This window comes from Planomonospora antibiotica, from assembly GCF_014647955.1.
GTDB lineage: Bacteria > Actinomycetota > Actinomycetes > Streptosporangiales > Streptosporangiaceae > Planomonospora > Planomonospora parontospora.
In genome coordinates, this window is the sequence record NZ_BMQE01000030.1 from 1 (window position 1) to 16,694 (window position 16,694).

Sequence of the window (16,694 nt, forward strand, 5' to 3'; positions counted from 1 at the left end):
CTCCTCCTTGTGGGGTAGTTGCTGTTGGAATCCCCCGTCTTCAGACGGGGGAGGACGTCAACCCATGGTCTTCGCGCCGTCCAGCGCCTCGCGGATGATGTCGGCGTGACCGGCGTGCTGGGAGGTCTCGGCGATGACGTGCAGCAGCACCCGCCGCACCGACCAGGAGACGCCCTGCTCGAACCACGGCGCCTCCGGGAGCGGATGGGCGGCGTCCAGGTCGGGCAGCGTCGCCACCAGCTCGTCCGTCCGGTCGGCCACCCGCTCGTAGGCGTCGAGCAGCCCGGCCAGCGTCTCGCCCTCCAGCATGCGGAACTGGCCCTCCCAGTCGACCGGCTCGCTCTGCATGGCCTCGGCCCCGCCGACCGCGAACCGCATCCACCCCTGCTCGACCCCGGCCACGTGCTTGATCAGGCCGCCCAGGCAGAGCTCGCTCACCGTGGTGCGCCGTGCCGCCTGCTCGTCGGTCAGCCCATCGACCGTCTGGCGCAGGAAGCCCCGGTGCCTGGCCAGCGTCTGCAGCAGATCGGCCCGCTCACCGGTGATGGTCTTGTCCTGGATGGTCATGGAGACCCGCCTTCCGTGGCGTTCGCGTGATCCGACGAGCCCACGCTACCGACCGGCACCGACATTTCCGGATCACCGATGCGGTGCTCCGGCGGCGGTCCGGGGATCGGCGGCCTTCTCCGCCAATGATCCCGGCGGGAGCGGATATATAGGCCGGGAGGAGGTGGCCATGGCCACGGCAGGCAGCGAATCGGGCATTCTGCGGGTTCCTCCGGGCAACGACCCGGAGATCGCCCGGCTGGACAACACCTATATCGGCGACATCCCGCAGGGTTCGGACATCTACCAGATGCCGCACCTGGGAAGGCCGCTCTACTTCAAGCGCACGACGGAGCGGACCGAGTGGGCGGGCGAGGAGCCGCTGCCGGTCTTCGTGTACATAGGGAACACCCCGCCGGGCACCTGACCCCGCGGGCGGCACCCGCCCCGGGCCCTCACACGCCGGGCCGCGCGTGCTCAGTCCCCGGACGGAGCCGTCGGCGCGGTCTCCTCGGGGGCGGGGGCCTCCGTTGTCAGGGCGCATGAGATCTTGTAGCTTGCTGGTCGATCCGCTCGCGTCCACCGACCCGGGGAGCGGCCCCATGGGTGTTGCGCCCAGTGATGTGATCACCTCGGCTCCGAGCGTCTGGGGGGCGGCCGGCGCCTCAAGTGCGGCGGCCGTCTTCCCGCTCGCCGCCCCCGTCGCGCTCGCGCTGGGCACGCTCGTCTCCGACCCGGCGCAGATCTGGCACGCCGGGGACCGGTACGGGGGCGTCGCCGAGCGCGTCCGGTCCGCGAGCACCCTGGTCACGGAGGCGGTGAACGGCCGGGCCGACGCCGACCGGTGGACGGAGCGCGGCCGGGACGCCTTCATGGCCGCCCGGGTCCGGCCCTACCAGGAGACGCTCGGGCAGGCCGCCGAGATGTACGACGCGATGGACGCCGCGCTGAAGCTGACCGCGGTGGCCTACACGTCCGTCGGGCTGTCGTCCGCGGTCATCGGGGCGGCGCTCGTGCGCCACGTGGCGTCGCTCCTGGCCGCCGCGGTGGTGCCCGCCCTCAACGTGCAGGCGACCTATGTGGCCAACGCCCGGATGGTGGAGGCGGGGACGGCCGTACGGGCGCTCATCGCGGGCCTGGCCAAGGCGAACGGTCCCGCGGCGGCGCTGCTGTCCGGGGTCGCGGCCCGGCTCGGCGTCTCCCGCGCCGTGCTGGCGGGCCTGGGCACGCTCGGCGCGGGCGGCCTGGGCGGTTTCGTCGGAGCGCGCGCGGTCCCGGCGGCCGGCGGGGCCGCGACGCCGCTGGAGTGGCCGAGGCGCGTCGAGGGGGACGTCGAGGGGGACGCGGTGCCCGGCGGGTTCCGGGCTCCCACGGCGGACCAGCGCGCGGGGATGAGGAGCATCCGTCCCGACTCCATCCGGGCGCTGGGCGAGGACCTCGACGCCGGGCCCGGCAGGGTCCTCGACGCCGCGTACGAGGACGCGCGCGGCATCGAGGTGGGGTTCCCGGGGTTCGGGGTGGCCGGGATCCACCTCTTCCACGCCCACGGTGAGATGCGGGACGGCGCGGTCCGGCAGCTCGCCGCCGGGCGCGACGTGCCCGGCACGTGGCTGCCGGGGCTGAGGACGACCGCCGACAACTGGGTCTTCGCCGAGCGGGCGAACACCGGCGGCGACGGGCGAACGCCCCGCCGGTGAGACCGGCGGGGCGTGCGGGAGGAGGCCCGTCCACGTGGACCCGGCGGAGACCCGGGGCACCCGTCCGTGCGGCCGGAGGGACCGGGAGAGGGCACCCGTCCGGGTGATCGGGACGCGGGGTGCGGGGTACGGGGTGCGGCCCGTCAGCCGGCGAGGGCCTTGACCAGGTCGTCGAGGACGACCTGGGCGGCCAGCGGGGCGCCGCGGGTGCTCCAGACGGAGCCGTCGACGGTGGCGACGTGGCCGGCCTTGACGGCCTTCAGCTCCTTGAAGGCGGGGGTCTCCTTGACCTCGGCGAGGGCCTTCTCGCCGTCGGAGGTGAGGGTGGACAGGAACAGCCACTCGCCGTCGATGTCGGACAGGGCCTCCAGGCTCAGCGGCATGGAGTGGGCGGTGCCGTCCTTGTCCTGCGCCTTGGGCCGGGTGAGACCGAGGTCGGTGGCGACGAAGCTGGCGAACTGCCGCTTCTCCATCCAGCTCGGGCCCTGTGGGTTCCACCGGACGATGCTCACCTCGGCGGGCTCGACCTTGCTCTTCGCCTCGGCGACCTTGGCGTCGTAGTCGGCGAGGACCTTCTTGGCCGCGTCGAGCCTGTTCAGCGTGTTGCCGATGCCCATGAACGAGAGCTTCCAGTCGTCGGTGGGCGCCATCGTGACCACCGTCGCGGGGGTGATCTTGCGGAGCTGGTCGAGCATCTGCTGGTCCTGCATGTCCCCGGCGAGGATCAGGTCGGGCTGGACCTCGACGACCTTGTCGATCACCGGCTGGAGCAGGTTGCCGACGACGGGGATGCCCTGGACCTTGTCGGCGAGGTACGCCGGGGGCTTGTCGAGGCCCTGGCCGTTGGTGATGCCGACCGGGGTGACGCCGAGGGCGAGGGCGGCGTCGAGGTCCTCCTGGGTGAGGGTGACCACGCGCTTCGGCTCCGCGGGGACCTTGATCAGGGTGCCGGTGGCGTCCTTCACCTCGCGGGTGGCGGAGGCGGCGGCCGGGGCGGCGGAGGACGAGGCGGCGGGCGCCGCGGACGTGTCCGTGGACGACGTGCCGCACGCCGCGACGGTCAGGGCGGCGAGAACGGCGGCGAACAGGCCGCCGGCCCTGCGGAGGGGGGACATGCGAGCTCCAGACCAGATTAGGCAAGTCTTACCTACTTTAGGTTAGCCTTACCTTATGTTTATGCAACCCCGGGCCCCCCTCCCGGTGTTCGCCCTCTGCCTGACGGCGCTGCTGGGGCTCGCCGCGGTCTCCGTGCTGACCGGCGCCGGCCGGGTCGCGCCGGAACAGGTCGTCGACTACCTGCTCGGCGCCCGCGGCGACCACCACCTGGAGATGGTCGTCACCACGCTCCGGCTGCCCCGCACGCTGGCCGCCCTCGTCGTGGGCGCCGCCCTCGGCGTCTCCGGCATGCTGCTGCAGGCGGTCACCCGCAACCCGCTCGCCGAGACCGGACTGCTCGGGGTGAACTCGGGCGCCGCCCTCGGCGTGGTCGTCGGGATCGTCTACGCGGGCGCGCAGACCGGCGGGGCCTACCTGGTCTGGGCCCTCGGCGGCGCGCTGCTGGCCACCGGGGTCGTGCTGCTGATCGGCTCCCGCTTCTCCCCGCTCAAACTGGTCCTGGCGGGCGCGGCGCTGTCGGCCACGCTCACCGGGATCACCTCGGCCCTGCTGGTCGCCGACCCCGTCACCTTCGACCAGTACCGGTTCTGGGTGCTCGGCTCGCTCGCGGGCGTCCCGCTGGAGCGGGTCCTGTCGGTCTCCCCGGCGATCCTGACCGGGCTCGTCATGGCCGCGCTGGCCGCCCGGCCGCTGGCCGCGCTCTCCCTCGGCGACGACATGGCCGTGGCCCTCGGCCACCGGCCGGGCCGTACCCGGGTCGTGGTGACCGTGGCGGTGACGCTGCTCAGCGCCGCCGCGGTCGCGGTGGCCGGGCCGATCGGCTTCCTCGGCCTGCTGGCCGGTTACCTGGCCAGGACCCTGCTCGGCGGCCGGGTCGGCCCGCAGATCGTGCTGTCGGGCCTGGCCGGCGCGCTGGTACTGCTCGGCGCGGACGTGCTCGCCCGGGTGGTCATGCGGCCGTACGAGGCGCCGGTCTCGCTGCTGATCGCGATCCTCGGCGGACCCGTGCTGATCGTGGTGGCGCGCTCCCGCGCGGTCGCCGCCGGGGCCGGGGACCTGATCTCGGACCGGGTCCCGCGCCGGGGGGCGGGGCTCCTCCGGTCGCCGGCGGAAGGGCTCCGCCGCATCCTGCGGCGGCGGGCCGGAGCGGACCGCGCGGGCGGGCCCCCGGCGACCGGCGCACGGTCCGGCGTACGGCGCGGCGCACGGTCCGGCGTACGGCGCGGCGCACGGTCCGGCGTACGGCGCGGCGCGCGGTCCGGGCCGGGGCGGGGACCGCTCCCGTCCGACGTGCTGCCGGTACGGCTCGGCGCCCTCTCGGTCCTGCTCCCGGTGCGCTCCTCCTTCGCCGTCGCGGCGCTGGCCGCGCTCGCGGCGGCGGCCGGGGTGACCGCGCTGGTGGCCGGGCAGTCCGCGATGACCGCCGGGCAGGCGCTGGACGCGCTGCGCGGGATCGGGGCGGGCGGGCAGATCCTGCTCGTCCAGGAGATCCGGCTGCCCAGGGTCGTCGCCGGGCTGGTGGCGGGGGCCGCGCTCGGCCTGTCCGGCTGCCTGACCCAGGCGCTGGCCCGCAACCGGCTGGCCACGCCCGACATGCTCGGCATCAACCAGGGCGCCGTCATCGCCATCATGCTGGCCGGGCTCTTCTCGTCCGCGCAGACGCTCTTCGAGCACTGGTGGACCGGCCCGCTCGGCGCCCTCGCCGCCGCCGCCGTGGTCTTCGCGATCTCCGGCGGCGTCGGTACCCAGGGTTACCGGTTCATCGTCACCGGTCTGGCGGTCACCACCCTGGCCGGGGCGCTGACCCAGTCGGTCCTGGCCTGGAACGGGCTCAGCTCCGCCACGGCCATCCACTCCTGGAGCGTCGGCAGCCTCGCCGGGCGCGGCTACCCGGTGGCGCTGCCGGTGGCCGCCGGGCTGGCCCTGCTGCTGCCCGCCGCGCTGGCCGTCTCCCGGCGGCTGGACGTGATGCGTTTCAGCGAGGACGTCGGCACCGGACTCGGGGCGAACCCCCGGACGACCCGGCTGGCCGTCCTCGCCCTGGCCGTGGCCCTGGCCGGGCTGGCCATCGGCATCGGCGGGCCCATCGCCTTCGTGGCGCTGGCCGCGCCCGTGATCGCCGCCCGCCTGTCCGGGCCCGCCCGGCTCCCGCTCGTCGGCGCGCCCCTCACCGGGGCCGCGCTCGTCGTGGCCGCCGACACGATCGGCCGCGTCATCGCCTCCGGGGCGGAGATCCCCGCGGGCGTCGTGACGAGCGTCCTGGGCGGCCCCTTCCTGCTGTGGACCCTGCTCTCCGACCGGAGGTCGTGACATGCCGCTGCAATCCCCTGGACACGGTTCCCCGGGCGGGGCCCCGCGGGACGGCCGGGCCACCCCGCTGGTCGAGCCGGCCGGGACACCGGGCAGGTACCGGGTGACCTTCCTGTGGCGGGCCCGGTCCGAGGACGAGCGGGCGGTCGTCCTGATCAACACGCTGACCGACCGGGACCGGCACGCGGGCGACATCGGCGCCCACGTGATGATCCGGGAGCCGGGCGGCGACGTGCTCCGCCTGACCTACGAGCTCGACGGGGACCTGCGGGCGAGCTACCAGATCCTGCCGTGCCAGGAGGTGCCCGGCACGGACCGGGACTCCTGGCTGCGCGTCATGATGACGGCCCTCCCCGACCCGGGCAACCCCGTCCGGGTCCCCGGCGGCCACGGCCGCAACCCCTCCTCCCTGCTGGAACTGCCGGACGCCCCCGCGCAGCCGTACCGGGACCGGCGCCCCGGCGTGCCCGCGGGACGGGTGCGCGAGAGCGCGGTCGCGGGACGGCGGGTCTGGGTCTACACGCCGCCGGGGCACGAGGCCTCCGCGGCGGGGACATCCGAGCGGGAGGTCCCGGGGACGCCGGGATCCTCGGCGGTTCCGGCGGTTCCGGCGGTTCCGGTGGCTCCGGTGGCTCCGGTGGCTCCGGTGGCTCCGGTGGCTCCGGCGGCGGAGCGGGGCGGCGGGGCGGCGGGGCGGCGGGGCGGCGGGCCGTACCCGGTGCTCGTCCTGCTCGACGGGGATGTGTGGGCCGGGCGGATCGCGCCGACGATGGACAACCTGATCGCCGAGGGCCGGATCCCGCCGACGGTCGTGCTGCTGCCCGACGCGGTGGACCGGCCGACCCGGCTGCGCGAGATGGCCTGCCACGAGCCGTTCGTCCGGCACCTGGCCGACGACCTGCTGCCCTGGGCGCAACGGGAGTGGGGGGTCACCGGCGATCCCGGGCTGACCGTGGTCGCGGGCCAGAGCTTCGGTGGGCTCACCGCCTCCTACGCGGCGTTCACCGCCCCCGAGCGCTTCGGCAACGTGCTCTCGCAGTCCGGCTCCTACTGGTGGAGCGACGACGACCCCGAATGGCTGACCCGGCGCTACGAGCGGGCGCCCCGGCTCCCGGTCCGCTTCCACGTGGAGGCCGGGCGGCTGGAGTGGATGCTGCTCGCCGAGAACCGGCGGTTCGCCGAGGTCCTCACCGCCAAGGGGTACGAGGTGACGTTCACCGAGTACAACGGCGGCCACGATCCGGCCTGCTGGCTCGGCGGGCTCGCCTCCGGGCTCTCCGGGCTGGCCGCGGGGTGGTCGTGATGGGCGCACCCGGAACGGACGCGGGCGGAACGGACGTGAATGGGGTGGGTGTGAGCGGAGCGGACGCGGCCGGGGCGGGCGCGGGTGGAGCGGATGGGAACGGGGTGGGTGTGAGCGGAGCGGACGCGGCCGGGGCGGGCGCGGGGGGACCGGGGAGCGGCCCGGTGAAGGCCGCGATCAGGGAACGGGTGCTGGCGCACGCCGGGGAGCTGGTCGGGCTGAGCCACCGCATCCACGCGCATCCCGAGACGGCCTTCGCCGAGCACCGGGCGGCGGAGTGGACGGCGCGGGCGCTGAGCGCGGCCGGGTTCGAGGTGACCGCCGGGGCGGGCGGGCTGCCGACCGCCTTCTCCGCGTCGTACGGCTCCGGCCCCGTGACGGTGGCGTTCTGCGCGGAGTACGACGCGCTGCCCGGCCTCGGCCACGCCTGCGGGCACAACGTCATCGCCGCGGCGGCCGTCGGCGCGGGCCTGGCGCTCGCCCCGGTCGCCGACGCGCTCGGCCTGACCGTGAAGGTGGTCGGCACCCCCGCCGAGGAGCGCGGCGGGGGCAAGGCGCTGCTGCTGGAGGCGGGCGTCTTCGACGGCGTGGACGCGGCCATGATGGTGCATCCCGGGCCGTTCGAGACCGTGAGGTTCCGCTCGTTCGCGCTCGGCACGCTCGACGCCGAATATCTCGGCCGCCCGGCCCACGCCACCCTGGCCCCGCACGAGGGCCGCAACGCCGCCGACGCGATGACCCTGGCCCAGGTCGCGATCGGGCTGCTCCGCCAGCAGCTCCCGCGCGACTGGCACGTGCACGGCGTGGTGACGGCCGCGGGGGAGGCGCCCAACGTCATCCCGGCCCGCGCCGCGGCGAGCTACGAGATCAGGGCCGCCAGGGCCGAGGACCTCGCGGCGCTCCGCGCCCGGGTGGAGGACTGCTTCCGGGGCGCCGCCGTGGCGACCGGCTGCGAGCTGCACCTGACCCGCCCGGAACCGGACTATCTGGACTTCCGGGACGACGCGGGGCTGGCGGAGCTCTACGCGGCCAACGCCGCCGCGCTCGGGCGGCCCGCCCCGGTCGAGCGCGAGCCGTTCGCGATGACCGACATGGCCAACGTCTCGCACGCGGTCCGCGCCATCCACCCGATGCTCGACATCGGCGCCGGCGGGGCCGTACCGCACGACGCCGCCTTCGCCGAGGCCGCCGCGGCCCCGGCGGCCGACCGCGCGCTGCTCGACGCCGCCGTCCTGCTCGCCTGGACGGCGGCCGACCTGGCCCTTCCGCCCGCGGGAGCGTGAACACCACCCCCGCTCACTCTTCAGGAAATGTTCAGGTTATGGTAAGCCTGTCCTAAGTTAGGCAAGGCTTATGGGTGGAGGCCGTCCATGCTCGCGAGTTATCTCATCGGCCTCCGCGAGGGGCTGGAGGCGGCGCTCGTCGTCTCCATCCTCGTCGCCTTCCTCGTGAAGAGCGACCGGCGTGACCGGCTGCCGCTGGTCTGGGCGGGCGTCGGCGCCGCGGCCGTGCTCTCGGTGGCGTTCGGCGCGCTGCTCACCTTCACCGCCGCCCACCTCGACCTGCAGCAGCAGGAGCTGTTCGAGGCGGTCGTCTCGATCGCCGCGACCGTGTTCGTCACGTCCATGATCTTCTGGATGCGGACGGCCGCCCGGCGGATGTCCGGGGAGCTGCGGGAGAAGCTCGGCGAGGCGCTCCGGCTGGGACCCGTGGCCGTCGTCGTGGTGGCGTTCCTCGCGGTGGCGCGCGAGGGGCTGGAGACCACGCTGCTGTGGTTCGCCGCCGTGCAGGGCGCCACCACCACCGCCAGCCCGCTGATCGGCATCACCCTGGGCCTGCTGACCTCGGTCGCGCTCGGCTGGGGGCTGTACCGCAGCGCCCTGCGGATCAACCTCACCACGTTCTTCACCTGGACCGGCCTGCTGCTGATCCTCGTCGCCGCCGGCATCCTCAAGTACGGCGTGCACGACCTGCAGGAGGCGGGGTTCCTGCCGGGACTGAACACCCACGCCTTCGACATCAGCGGCGTCCTCGACCCCGGAGCCTGGTACTCGATGGTGCTCGGCGGCATGTTCAACGTCACCGCCCAGCCCAGCGTCCTGGAGACCGTCGCCTGGGTCGCCTACGCGGTGCCCGTCCTCGTCCTCTTCCTGTGGCCCGGCGGCAGGACGCCGGCGGGCCCCGCCCCCCAGTCGGCCCAGGCCGCTTCCTGACCGGAGTCAACGCAATGCGCACCCCCACCGCCGCGCCCACCGCCCTGGCCGCCGCCGTCCTCGCCCTCGCCGGTCTCGCCGGCTGCTCGTCGGCGGACCCGGGTTCGGGCCCGGGGGCCACGGCCGCCGCCGGGACCGGGGGCGGCCCGGTCGCCGTCGCCGCCACCGACACCGAGTGCGAGGTCGCCGCCACCGAGGTGGCCGCGGGCACCTCGACGTTCTCCGTGACCAACAACGGTGCCAAGGTGACGGAGTTCTACGTCTACGCCACGGGCGACCGGGTGATGGGCGAGGTCGAGAACATCGTCCCCGGCCTGACCCGCGAGCTCGTCGTGGAGCTCCCGGCGGGCATGTACGAGACGGCCTGCAAGCCCGGCATGACGGGCAAGGGCATCCGCAACGCCCTCAAGGTCAGCGGGGAGCACAAGCCGCTGACCGACGACGCGAAGCTCGCCGAGGCCGTCGCCGGCTACAAGCGGTACGTCAAGTCCCAGTCGGACACCCTGCTGGTCAAGACCAAGGAGTTCGTGGACGCCGTCAAGGCCGAGGACATCGACGAGGCCAAGAAGCTGTTCCCCGTCGCCCGCACCTACTGGGAGCGCATCGAGCCGGTGGCCGAGATCTTCGGCGACCTCGACCCGGCGATCGACGCGCGGGAGAACGACGTGGCCGAGGGCGAGGAGTGGACCGGTTTCCACAGGATCGAGAAGGACCTGTGGGTCGCCAAGGACGTCTCGGGCGACGACGAGCTGGCCGACAAGCTGATGACCGACGTCACCACGATCGTGGAGAAGGCCAACGCGGCCGAGCTCTCCCCCGTGCAGCTCGCCAACGGGGCCAAGGAACTGCTCGACGAGGTGGCCACCGGGAAGATCACCGGCGAGGAGGACCGCTACTCCCACACGGACCTGTGGGACTTCGCCGCCAACCTCCAGGGATCCAGGGCCGCGGTCCAGTCGCTCCGCCCGGTCCTGGAGGAGCGCGACCCGGCGCTGGTGAAGACGCTGGACGAGAGGTTCGCCGCCGCCGAGGCCGCCCTGGAGGCGCACCGCAGCGGTGACGGCTGGAAGCTGCACACCGAGCTGTCGAAGGAGGACCTGCGCGTGCTGTCGGATGCCATCAACAGCCTCTCCGAGCCGATCAGCAAGGTCGCGGCGGTGGTGGTCCGGTGAGCGGGATCAGCCGCAGGTCGCTGTTCGGGCTGGGCGCCGCGGGCGTCGCCGCCGCCGGGGCCGGGGCGGTCGCCGCCCGCGTGCTCGCGGACGAGCCGCCCGCCGCCCGCCCGGTGTCGTCGTCCTCGTCGGCCGACGCGGTGCCGTTCTACGGCGAGCGCCAGGCGGGGATCACGACTCCCGCCCAGGACCGGCTGCACTTCGTCGCCTTCGACGTGACCACCACCGAGCGGGCCGAGCTGGTCGACCTGCTGCAGGAGTGGACGGCCGCCGCCGCGCGGATGACCCAGGGTAAGGACGCCGGCGCGTTCGGCGCGGTCGGCGGGGCCCCGGAGGCCCCGCCGGACGACACCGGCGAGGCCCTCGGCCTGCCCGCCTCCGGCCTCACCCTGACGGTCGGCTTCGGCCCGTCGCTGTTCGACGAGCGGTTCGGGCTGGCCGGGCGGAGACCGGCCGCGCTCGCCGACCTGCCCGCCTTCCCGGGCGACGGGCTGCTGCCCGAGATCTCCGGCGGCGACATCTGCGTCCAGGCGTGCGCGCACGACCCGCAGGTGGCCGTGCACGCGATCCGCAACCTCGCGCGGATCGGGTTCGGCAGGGTGACCGTGCGCTACTCGCAGCTGGGCTTCGGCCGCACGTCGTCCACCTCCCGGGCGCAGGCCACCCCGCGCAACCTGATGGGTTTCAAGGACGGCACGAACAACCTCAAGCTCGAGGACACCGCGATGCTCCGCGACCACCTGTGGGCGGCCCCCGGCGACGGACCGGCCTGGATGGACGGCGGCGCCTACCTGGTCACCCGCAAGATCCGGATGCACATCGAGACCTGGGACCGCGCCCCGCTGGCGGAGCAGGAGGCGATCTTCGGCCGGGACAAGGGCGAGGGCGCCCCGCTCACCGGGAAGGCGGAGTTCGACGAGCCGGACTTCGCGAAGACCGGTCCCGGCGGAGAGCCGGTGATCCCCCGGGACGCCCACGTCCGGCTGGCGCACCCCACCTCGCACGGCGGAGCGCGCCTGCTGCGCCGCGGCTACAACTACGTCGACGGCTCCGACGGCCTGGGACGGCTGGACGCGGGCCTGTTCTTCATGGCCTACCAGCGCGACCCGCGCAGGCAGTTCGTCCCGGTGCAGCAGGCGCTGGCCGCCACCGACCCGCTCAACGAGTACATCAAGCACGTCTCCAGCGGGCTGTTCGCCTGCCCGCCCGGGGTGGTGGACGCAAGCGACCACTGGGGGAGGGCGCTCTTCGCCTGAGGCCCCGTGATGGGAGCGGACCTCGGGCGACGCCCACCGGTGCCCGGGGCTCCGGTGGGCGTCTGGGGCGGTGTCCGCCGTTACGGAGCGTCGTAGCCGAGGGTGTAGCCGCCGCTGCCGCTGTAGGAGTGGACGCGGTAGCGGTAGGTGCCGGCGGTGCCGTTGTAGGTCAGGCTCTCGTCAGGGCCGGTGGAGGTGCTGCGGGCCACGGTGCTCCAGCCGAAGGTGCCCCGCTTCTGCAGGTACAGGTCGAAGTCGGTGCCGTTCGGTCCGTCGAGGCAGGCGCGGTGCGCCCCGCCGGCGGTGGTCTGGAAGGAGCCCCCGTCAGGCTGGTACTGGCTGGCGCCTGAGCTCAGGGTTCCGGTCTTCGTGGTCTCGAAGCCCTGGCAGGCGCCGCCGCCCGGGCCGTTGACGGTCAGGGTGAAGGTCGCGGTGCGGGTGGCGGTGGTGCCGGTGCCGGTGAGGGTGACGGGATAGGTGCCGGCGGGGGTGGAGGCGGCGGTGGCCACGGTCAGCGTGGAGGTGCCGCCGGCCTGCACGGAGACGGGGTCGAAGGAGGCGGTGGCGCCCGCGGGCAGTCCCGAGGCGGACAGGGCCACGGTCTGCGCGGATCCGCCGGTGACCTGGGTGGAGACGGTCGCGGTGACGGAGCCGCCGGGGTTGGTGGCGGCCGCGGTGGGGGAGACCGAGACCGAGAAGTCGTTCCCGGACGAGCACGGGGCGTCGCTGCCCGCCACGTTGACCGCCGTCCAGGCCGCCTGGACGGTCCGATACTCGGTGGAGCAGCTGCCGTACAGGTCGGTGGTGGCGCGGAGCGTGTAGGCGCGGGCGGTGTTGGCCGGGTTGCCGCTGTTGACGTAGCGGGTGCTGGAGGTGAAGTAGGCGTCCAGCGCCCGGAACCAGATCTTCTCCGCCTTCTCCCTGCCGATGCCGGTCACGGCCGGGGCCGAGCCGCACACCGGCGAGGTGCCGTACTGGGTCGCCCCGGTGCCCTCGGCGAGGTTGAAGAAGAAGTGGTTGCCGACGCCGGAGGAGTAGTGGACGTCGACGCTCGCGGTGCCGGTCGACCAGCAGGAGTGCGAGCTGCCGTCCAGCGAGGGGTTGTACATGTAGCGGAGCGGGGTGCCGTTGCCCCTGATGTCGATCTTCTCGCCGACCTGGTAGTCGCCGGGGTCCGCGCTGCTGCCGGCGTAGAACTCGACCATGTTCCCGAAGATGTCGCTGGTGGACTCGTTCAGGCCACCGGACTCGCCGGAGTAGACCAGGCCGGCGGTGTTCTCGGTCACGCCGTGGGCCATCTCGTGCCCGGCCACGTCGATGGCGACCAGCGGCCGGGAGTTGCCCGAGCCGTCGCCGTAGGTCATCTGGGAGCCGTCCCAGAAGGCGTTGACGTAGTTGCTGCCGTAGTGGACCCGGCTCGGCACGCCGCTCCCGTTGCCGAAGATGCCGTTGCGGCCGTGCACGTTCTTGAAGTAGTCGAACGTCTTCGCGGCGCCGTGGTGGGCGTCCACCCCGGCCGACTGCCGGTTGCCGCTGGAGCCGGTGCCCCAGGTGTTGTCGGGGTCGGTGAAGGTCGAGCAGGTGCCGCTGGTGCGGTTGTTCATGTCGCAGGTTCTGCCGTTGCCGCGGTCCGGGTCGACCATGCTGTACGAGCTCCCGGACTGCGTCGTGGAGATCGTGACCGTGCCGGAGTAGATCGAGTTCCCGGTCCCGTCGACCAGGGCGTTCCGGGTGGTCGCCGTGGCGCCCTCGACGGCCGACCTGATCTCGTCGTAGGAGTCGATGACCTCTCCGGACCCGGCGTCGACGATCACGTGCAGCCGCGACGGGGTCTGCCCGTCGGGGGCCCAGCCGGCGACCACGGTCTCCCAGGCCAGGCGCCCCTGTCCGGAGGAGGCGTCGATCAGCAGCTCCGGCTCGGTGACCTCGGTGATCTTCCCGGTGAACGCGCTCTTGGCCTTTCCTGCAGCGGTGGCGGCGGACACCTTCGGGCCGGTGCCGAGCGTCAGCGCCTCGGTGAGCCCGACCGAGGCGTCGGCGAAGGCTCCGTCGGGCCTCAGGTGGACGACGAAGTCGCCGCCGCGGACCCGCAGACCCCGGTAGGTCCGGTGGTAGCGGACGTGCGACGCGCCGTCGGCGTCCACCCGGACGGTCTGGACCTTGTAGTCGTCCTGGCCGGCCCCGCGAATCGCGTCGCGGTGCCGTTCGATGGCCTGCTCGGCCCTGGCCACGGCGGCCGCGTCGGCGGGCGAGGGGGGTGGATCGGCCGAGGCGGGGGCGGCGAGCACGGTGGCTGCCGCCAGGGTGATTGCGATACCGGCCAGCGCCGGTGTCCGGAGGGACCCTCTCATGCTGTTCTCGCTCTCTGGCGATGTGGGGGAACCGCGGTGGCGGCGTACGGCCGCCGCCGCGGACATCGATGCGAGACCTGTCGGCAGGGCCTGTCAGGATCTGCCGGCAGGAATCGCCGCGAACAACGCGGACGAACGGTCCCATATCAGACAGAAGTGGGTCAATATTCTCAACTCTTGATGCAAATTTCTGTCGATCGGAAGTCGGAGCGATCACACGATGTGCCGGTTGATGGACGGAACGTGAAGGAAGGCGCTTGCCGCACCCGAACCGGCAAGCACATCGGCAAGTGCGGCGGCGAACGGGAGCGCGAGTGGACCGGTGGGCGGTGGCGGGCCGGAGGCTGGGCCGGGCTCCGCCGGGAAGGGCCGGCCTGAAAAGGGCTGAAGGGACCGAGCCGAAAGGGACCGGACTGGAAGGGGCCGGACTGGAAGGGCGCGGCCTACTCGCGGTCAGGGGAGGCTGCGGCCGAACGGGTCGATGAAGTCGCGCACGGTCGGCCGGCCGCTCCAGCGGGCCGCCAGTCTGCCGCGCAGCCCGCGAAGCTCCCGGTCGATCAGCGCGGTCGATACGGCGCTCGCCTCTGCCAGCACCGGAGCGGCGACGGCCAGCGCCGCCTCCGGATCCCCGGCGCACGCATGGCAGTCGGCCAGCCGCAGCGTGAACAGCAGCCTGGCGGGACGCATCCGCTCCGCCAGGCTGCCCAGCGACCGCTCCATCGCCTCGGCCGCCAGGCGGGCCGCCGACCGGTCCGCCGTCAGGGCGGCGATGTCGCGCAGGGCGCCGCCGGTCCCCGACTCCAGGTAGACCTCTCCGCTGGCCCCGTGCAGCCACCGCGCCCCGGTCAGGTCGCGTTCCTCCAGGCGGGACAGGGCCGTCCGGGCTCGGGCCAGGTGCCGCCGGGACTCCGGCGCGTCGCCGCCGAGCGCGTGCGCCCGCGCCTCGCAGAGATCGGCCGCGACGGCCGTCCAGCGCAGGCCGGGACCGGCGGCTCGGATCGCGCGCGCATATGCCAGGGCCGAGGGCGCGTCGTGCTCCAGGCGGGCGACCGTGCTCATGTCGTAGAGGATGGTGGCGCGCATCCCGATGCCGTCGGACACGGCTGCCCAGCCCAGCCCTTTGTGGAGCCAGGCCATCGCCATCCCGTTCTGGCCGCGCTGCATCCGCAGTTCGCCGGCGAGCTGCGCGTAACCGGCGGCGAGCCGCCGGAACGCCCGCAGGGACGGTCCCGCGAGCGCCTCCATGCGCCGCACGATCGCGTGGAGCGCCTGCTCGACCACCGTGATCGTCTCCGGTGACGCCCGCTCGGCGTCGGCGCGCCGGCAGGCCGCCAGAAGCCCGGAGAGCACGTGGACGGTGTCGGAACCGGTGTCCGCCGGGAGGCCGGAGGCGCAGAACGCGAGATACGCCGGGAGCGCGTCGGCCGGCGCGGGCACCGTACAGCCCTCGTCGTCGTGCAGAGGGCACTCGAGGCCGTGGCTGGGCAGGCGGTACGGCCAGCCGAGCACGTCCGGGAAGAGCGGACCGGCGGCTCCGGCGTCCCCGCCGTCCCCGGGCAGCGGGCCGGGCCGGGCCCCGCCGGCGGCCCGGGGCGCGGTGTCCGCGTCCTCGCGCCGGGAGGCCGTGTAGACCGCCAGCAGCTCCCCGCCGGCTCCGAGGACCTCGTCGAGGTGGCGCGCCAGCCGCGGCGACGGCTCGCGCCTGCCGCCCTCCAGCTTGCTGATGGCGCTGTGGTCGTAACCGACCCTGGTTCCGACCTGCGCCTGGGTGAGGCCGGCCCGCTGCCGCCAGCGGCGGAGCTGGCGACCGAACTCGGCCCACGGTGCCGGCGCTCCAGGTGCGTTCGCCCGAGTGCCGACGACGTCCACCAGACCTCCCGCGCGCACGGAGCACACTGAGCGGTGCGATATTTCACCACTCGGTCACCGAGGTGCCGGGATCGTAACATCCGTCATCCGCCACTGGTATACGCCTTCTGCGCAGACCGGTCATCCCGCTTTGAGGGAACGTGATCCTCTTTCGGGAAGTGCGCACCGTACGGCGCCGGCAACGGCGCACCTCCCGGCGGAGGACCGGAAACCGCTCCGGAGGGCGCTCTTCGCCTGAGGGGCCCGCGGACTCCGGCAGGAGTAACGTGGCCGACGGCCGGAGGGGATCGGAGGGCCATGGAACGCGAGAAGGTCACTTTCCGCGGCGCCCAGGAGACCATGCTCGCCACGCTGTACGGCAGGGCGCTCGACAGCCGCTCGCCGCGGCCGATCCTGCACGACACCGAGGCGGAGGGGTGGCTCGGCGAGGTGCCCGCCGACCGCCCGGCCGTGGCCGTCTTCGAGGGCCTGACGATGTACCTGCGCAAGCAGGACGGCAGGCGGTTGATCGAGCGGATCACCGGACGCTTCCCCGGCGGGCAGCTGCTCTTCGACTGCTACGGCACGCTGGGCGTCCGGATGCAGAAGCTGGTGCCCGCGGTGCGCAACGCGGGCGCGGTCCTGCACTGGGGCATCGACGACCCGCACGAGATCGAGGGCTGGCACGAGGGCCTGGAGTGCCTCGACGCGCTGCGCAGCGTCGACATGCCGGGCCTGGACGAGCTGCCCCTCTCCGGCAGGCTGGGCATGAAGGTGCTGGCGCGCATCCCCGGCCTGCGCGACGTGGGGCGGATCATGCGCTACCGGTTCTGAGGCCGTTCGCCTCTCCCGCCGTCAGCGGTTCGCCCGGCGGTTCAGCTG

The 16,694-nt window shown here is 73.9% G+C and carries 13 protein-coding genes; 9 read left to right on the forward strand and 4 right to left on the reverse strand.

The window, feature by feature from the left end; genetic code table 11:
- Window positions 1-57: 57 nt before the first annotated feature.
- Window positions 58-567 (reverse strand): DinB family protein, encoded by a 510-nt coding sequence (locus tag IEZ06_RS24080; RefSeq protein WP_189238961.1) that lies wholly within the window; start codon window positions 565-567, stop codon window positions 58-60.
- A 169-nt stretch (window positions 568-736) separates the two neighbouring features.
- On the opposite strand from IEZ06_RS24080, the gene IEZ06_RS24085 reads away from it, so the two are divergent.
- On the forward strand, window positions 737-973 hold the full coding sequence (locus IEZ06_RS24085) for a hypothetical protein (protein ID WP_189238962.1): 237 nt from the start codon (window positions 737-739) through the stop codon (window positions 971-973).
- A gap of 175 nt (window positions 974-1,148) precedes the next feature.
- Window positions 1,149-2,243, forward strand: coding sequence for a hypothetical protein (locus IEZ06_RS24090; protein ID WP_189238963.1), 1,095 nt, complete (start codon window positions 1,149-1,151; stop codon window positions 2,241-2,243).
- A gap of 143 nt (window positions 2,244-2,386) precedes the next feature.
- Here the strand turns inward: IEZ06_RS24090 and IEZ06_RS24095 are convergent, their stop codons facing one another.
- On the reverse strand, window positions 2,387-3,358 hold the full coding sequence (locus IEZ06_RS24095) for an ABC transporter substrate-binding protein (RefSeq protein ID WP_189238964.1): 972 nt from the start codon (window positions 3,356-3,358) through the stop codon (window positions 2,387-2,389).
- A 61-nt stretch (window positions 3,359-3,419) separates the two neighbouring features.
- On the opposite strand from IEZ06_RS24095, the gene IEZ06_RS24100 reads away from it, so the two are divergent.
- From IEZ06_RS24100 to efeB, 6 genes are all read left to right on the forward strand, one after another.
- Complete coding sequence (locus IEZ06_RS24100) at window positions 3,420-5,669, forward strand: iron chelate uptake ABC transporter family permease subunit (protein ID WP_189238965.1); 2,250 nt, start codon at window positions 3,420-3,422, stop codon at window positions 5,667-5,669.
- A 1-nt stretch (window position 5,670) separates the two neighbouring features.
- Window positions 5,671-6,972 carry an enterochelin esterase domain-containing protein gene (locus IEZ06_RS24105; protein ID WP_189238966.1) on the forward strand — a complete coding sequence of 434 codons (1,302 nt, stop codon included), beginning with the start codon at window positions 5,671-5,673 and terminating at the stop codon, window positions 6,970-6,972.
- A 110-nt stretch (window positions 6,973-7,082) separates the two neighbouring features.
- The gene (locus tag IEZ06_RS24110; RefSeq protein WP_229798607.1) at window positions 7,083-8,255 is read left to right on the forward strand and encodes an amidohydrolase; all 1,173 of its coding nucleotides are present in this window, start codon (window positions 7,083-7,085) and stop codon (window positions 8,253-8,255) included.
- Between the two features lie 87 nt (window positions 8,256-8,342).
- Complete coding sequence (gene efeU, locus IEZ06_RS24115) at window positions 8,343-9,185, forward strand: iron uptake transporter permease EfeU (RefSeq protein WP_068897519.1); 843 nt, start codon at window positions 8,343-8,345, stop codon at window positions 9,183-9,185.
- A 14-nt stretch (window positions 9,186-9,199) separates the two neighbouring features.
- Window positions 9,200-10,357 carry an iron uptake system protein EfeO gene (gene efeO, locus IEZ06_RS24120; protein ID WP_189238968.1) on the forward strand — a complete coding sequence of 386 codons (1,158 nt, stop codon included), beginning with the start codon at window positions 9,200-9,202 and terminating at the stop codon, window positions 10,355-10,357.
- A complete protein-coding gene (efeB, locus tag IEZ06_RS24125; protein ID WP_203872149.1) occupies window positions 10,354-11,613 on the forward strand; it encodes an iron uptake transporter deferrochelatase/peroxidase subunit in 1,260 nt (419 codons plus the stop codon). Before efeO ends, efeB begins: the two co-directional genes overlap by 4 nt.
- 80 nt (window positions 11,614-11,693) lie before the next feature.
- Here the strand turns inward: efeB and IEZ06_RS24130 are convergent, their stop codons facing one another.
- Together IEZ06_RS24130 and IEZ06_RS24135 are read right to left on the reverse strand one after the other, a co-directional pair.
- Window positions 11,694-13,964, reverse strand: coding sequence for a M4 family metallopeptidase (locus IEZ06_RS24130; RefSeq protein WP_189238969.1), 2,271 nt, complete (start codon window positions 13,962-13,964; stop codon window positions 11,694-11,696).
- Window positions 13,965-14,417: 453 nt separating this feature from the next.
- Entirely contained in the window at window positions 14,418-15,851 is a 1,434-nt protein-coding gene (locus IEZ06_RS24135) for a helix-turn-helix domain-containing protein (protein ID WP_203872150.1), read from the reverse strand.
- Between the two features lie 279 nt (window positions 15,852-16,130).
- Here IEZ06_RS24135 and IEZ06_RS24140 point away from each other — a divergent pair, with 279 nt between their 5' ends.
- Window positions 16,131-16,646: a hypothetical protein gene (locus tag IEZ06_RS24140; RefSeq protein ID WP_189238970.1), complete on the forward strand. Its 516-nt coding sequence runs from the start codon at window positions 16,131-16,133 to the stop codon at window positions 16,644-16,646.
- Window positions 16,647-16,694: the final 48 nt, after the last annotated feature.

Excerpts from the sequence above, each read along its gene's own strand:
- IEZ06_RS24080 (WP_189238961.1), bottom strand. The coding sequence starts at position 567 with ATGACCATCCAGGACAAGACCATCACCGGTGAGCGGGCCGATCTGCTG.
- IEZ06_RS24085 (WP_189238962.1), top strand. The coding sequence starts at position 737 with ATGGCCACGGCAGGCAGCGAATCGGGCATTCTGCGGGTTCCTCCGGGC.
- IEZ06_RS24090 (WP_189238963.1), top strand. The coding sequence starts at position 1,149 with ATGGGTGTTGCGCCCAGTGATGTGATCACCTCGGCTCCGAGCGTCTGG.
- IEZ06_RS24095 (WP_189238964.1), bottom strand. The coding sequence starts at position 3,358 with ATGTCCCCCCTCCGCAGGGCCGGCGGCCTGTTCGCCGCCGTTCTCGCC.
- IEZ06_RS24100 (WP_189238965.1), top strand. The coding sequence starts at position 3,420 with ATGCAACCCCGGGCCCCCCTCCCGGTGTTCGCCCTCTGCCTGACGGCG.
- IEZ06_RS24105 (WP_189238966.1), top strand. The coding sequence starts at position 5,671 with ATGCCGCTGCAATCCCCTGGACACGGTTCCCCGGGCGGGGCCCCGCGG.
- efeU (WP_068897519.1), top strand. The coding sequence starts at position 8,343 with ATGCTCGCGAGTTATCTCATCGGCCTCCGCGAGGGGCTGGAGGCGGCG.
- efeO (WP_189238968.1), top strand. The coding sequence starts at position 9,200 with ATGCGCACCCCCACCGCCGCGCCCACCGCCCTGGCCGCCGCCGTCCTC.
- IEZ06_RS24130 (WP_189238969.1), bottom strand. The coding sequence starts at position 13,964 with ATGAGAGGGTCCCTCCGGACACCGGCGCTGGCCGGTATCGCAATCACC.
- IEZ06_RS24140 (WP_189238970.1), top strand. The coding sequence starts at position 16,131 with ATGGAACGCGAGAAGGTCACTTTCCGCGGCGCCCAGGAGACCATGCTC.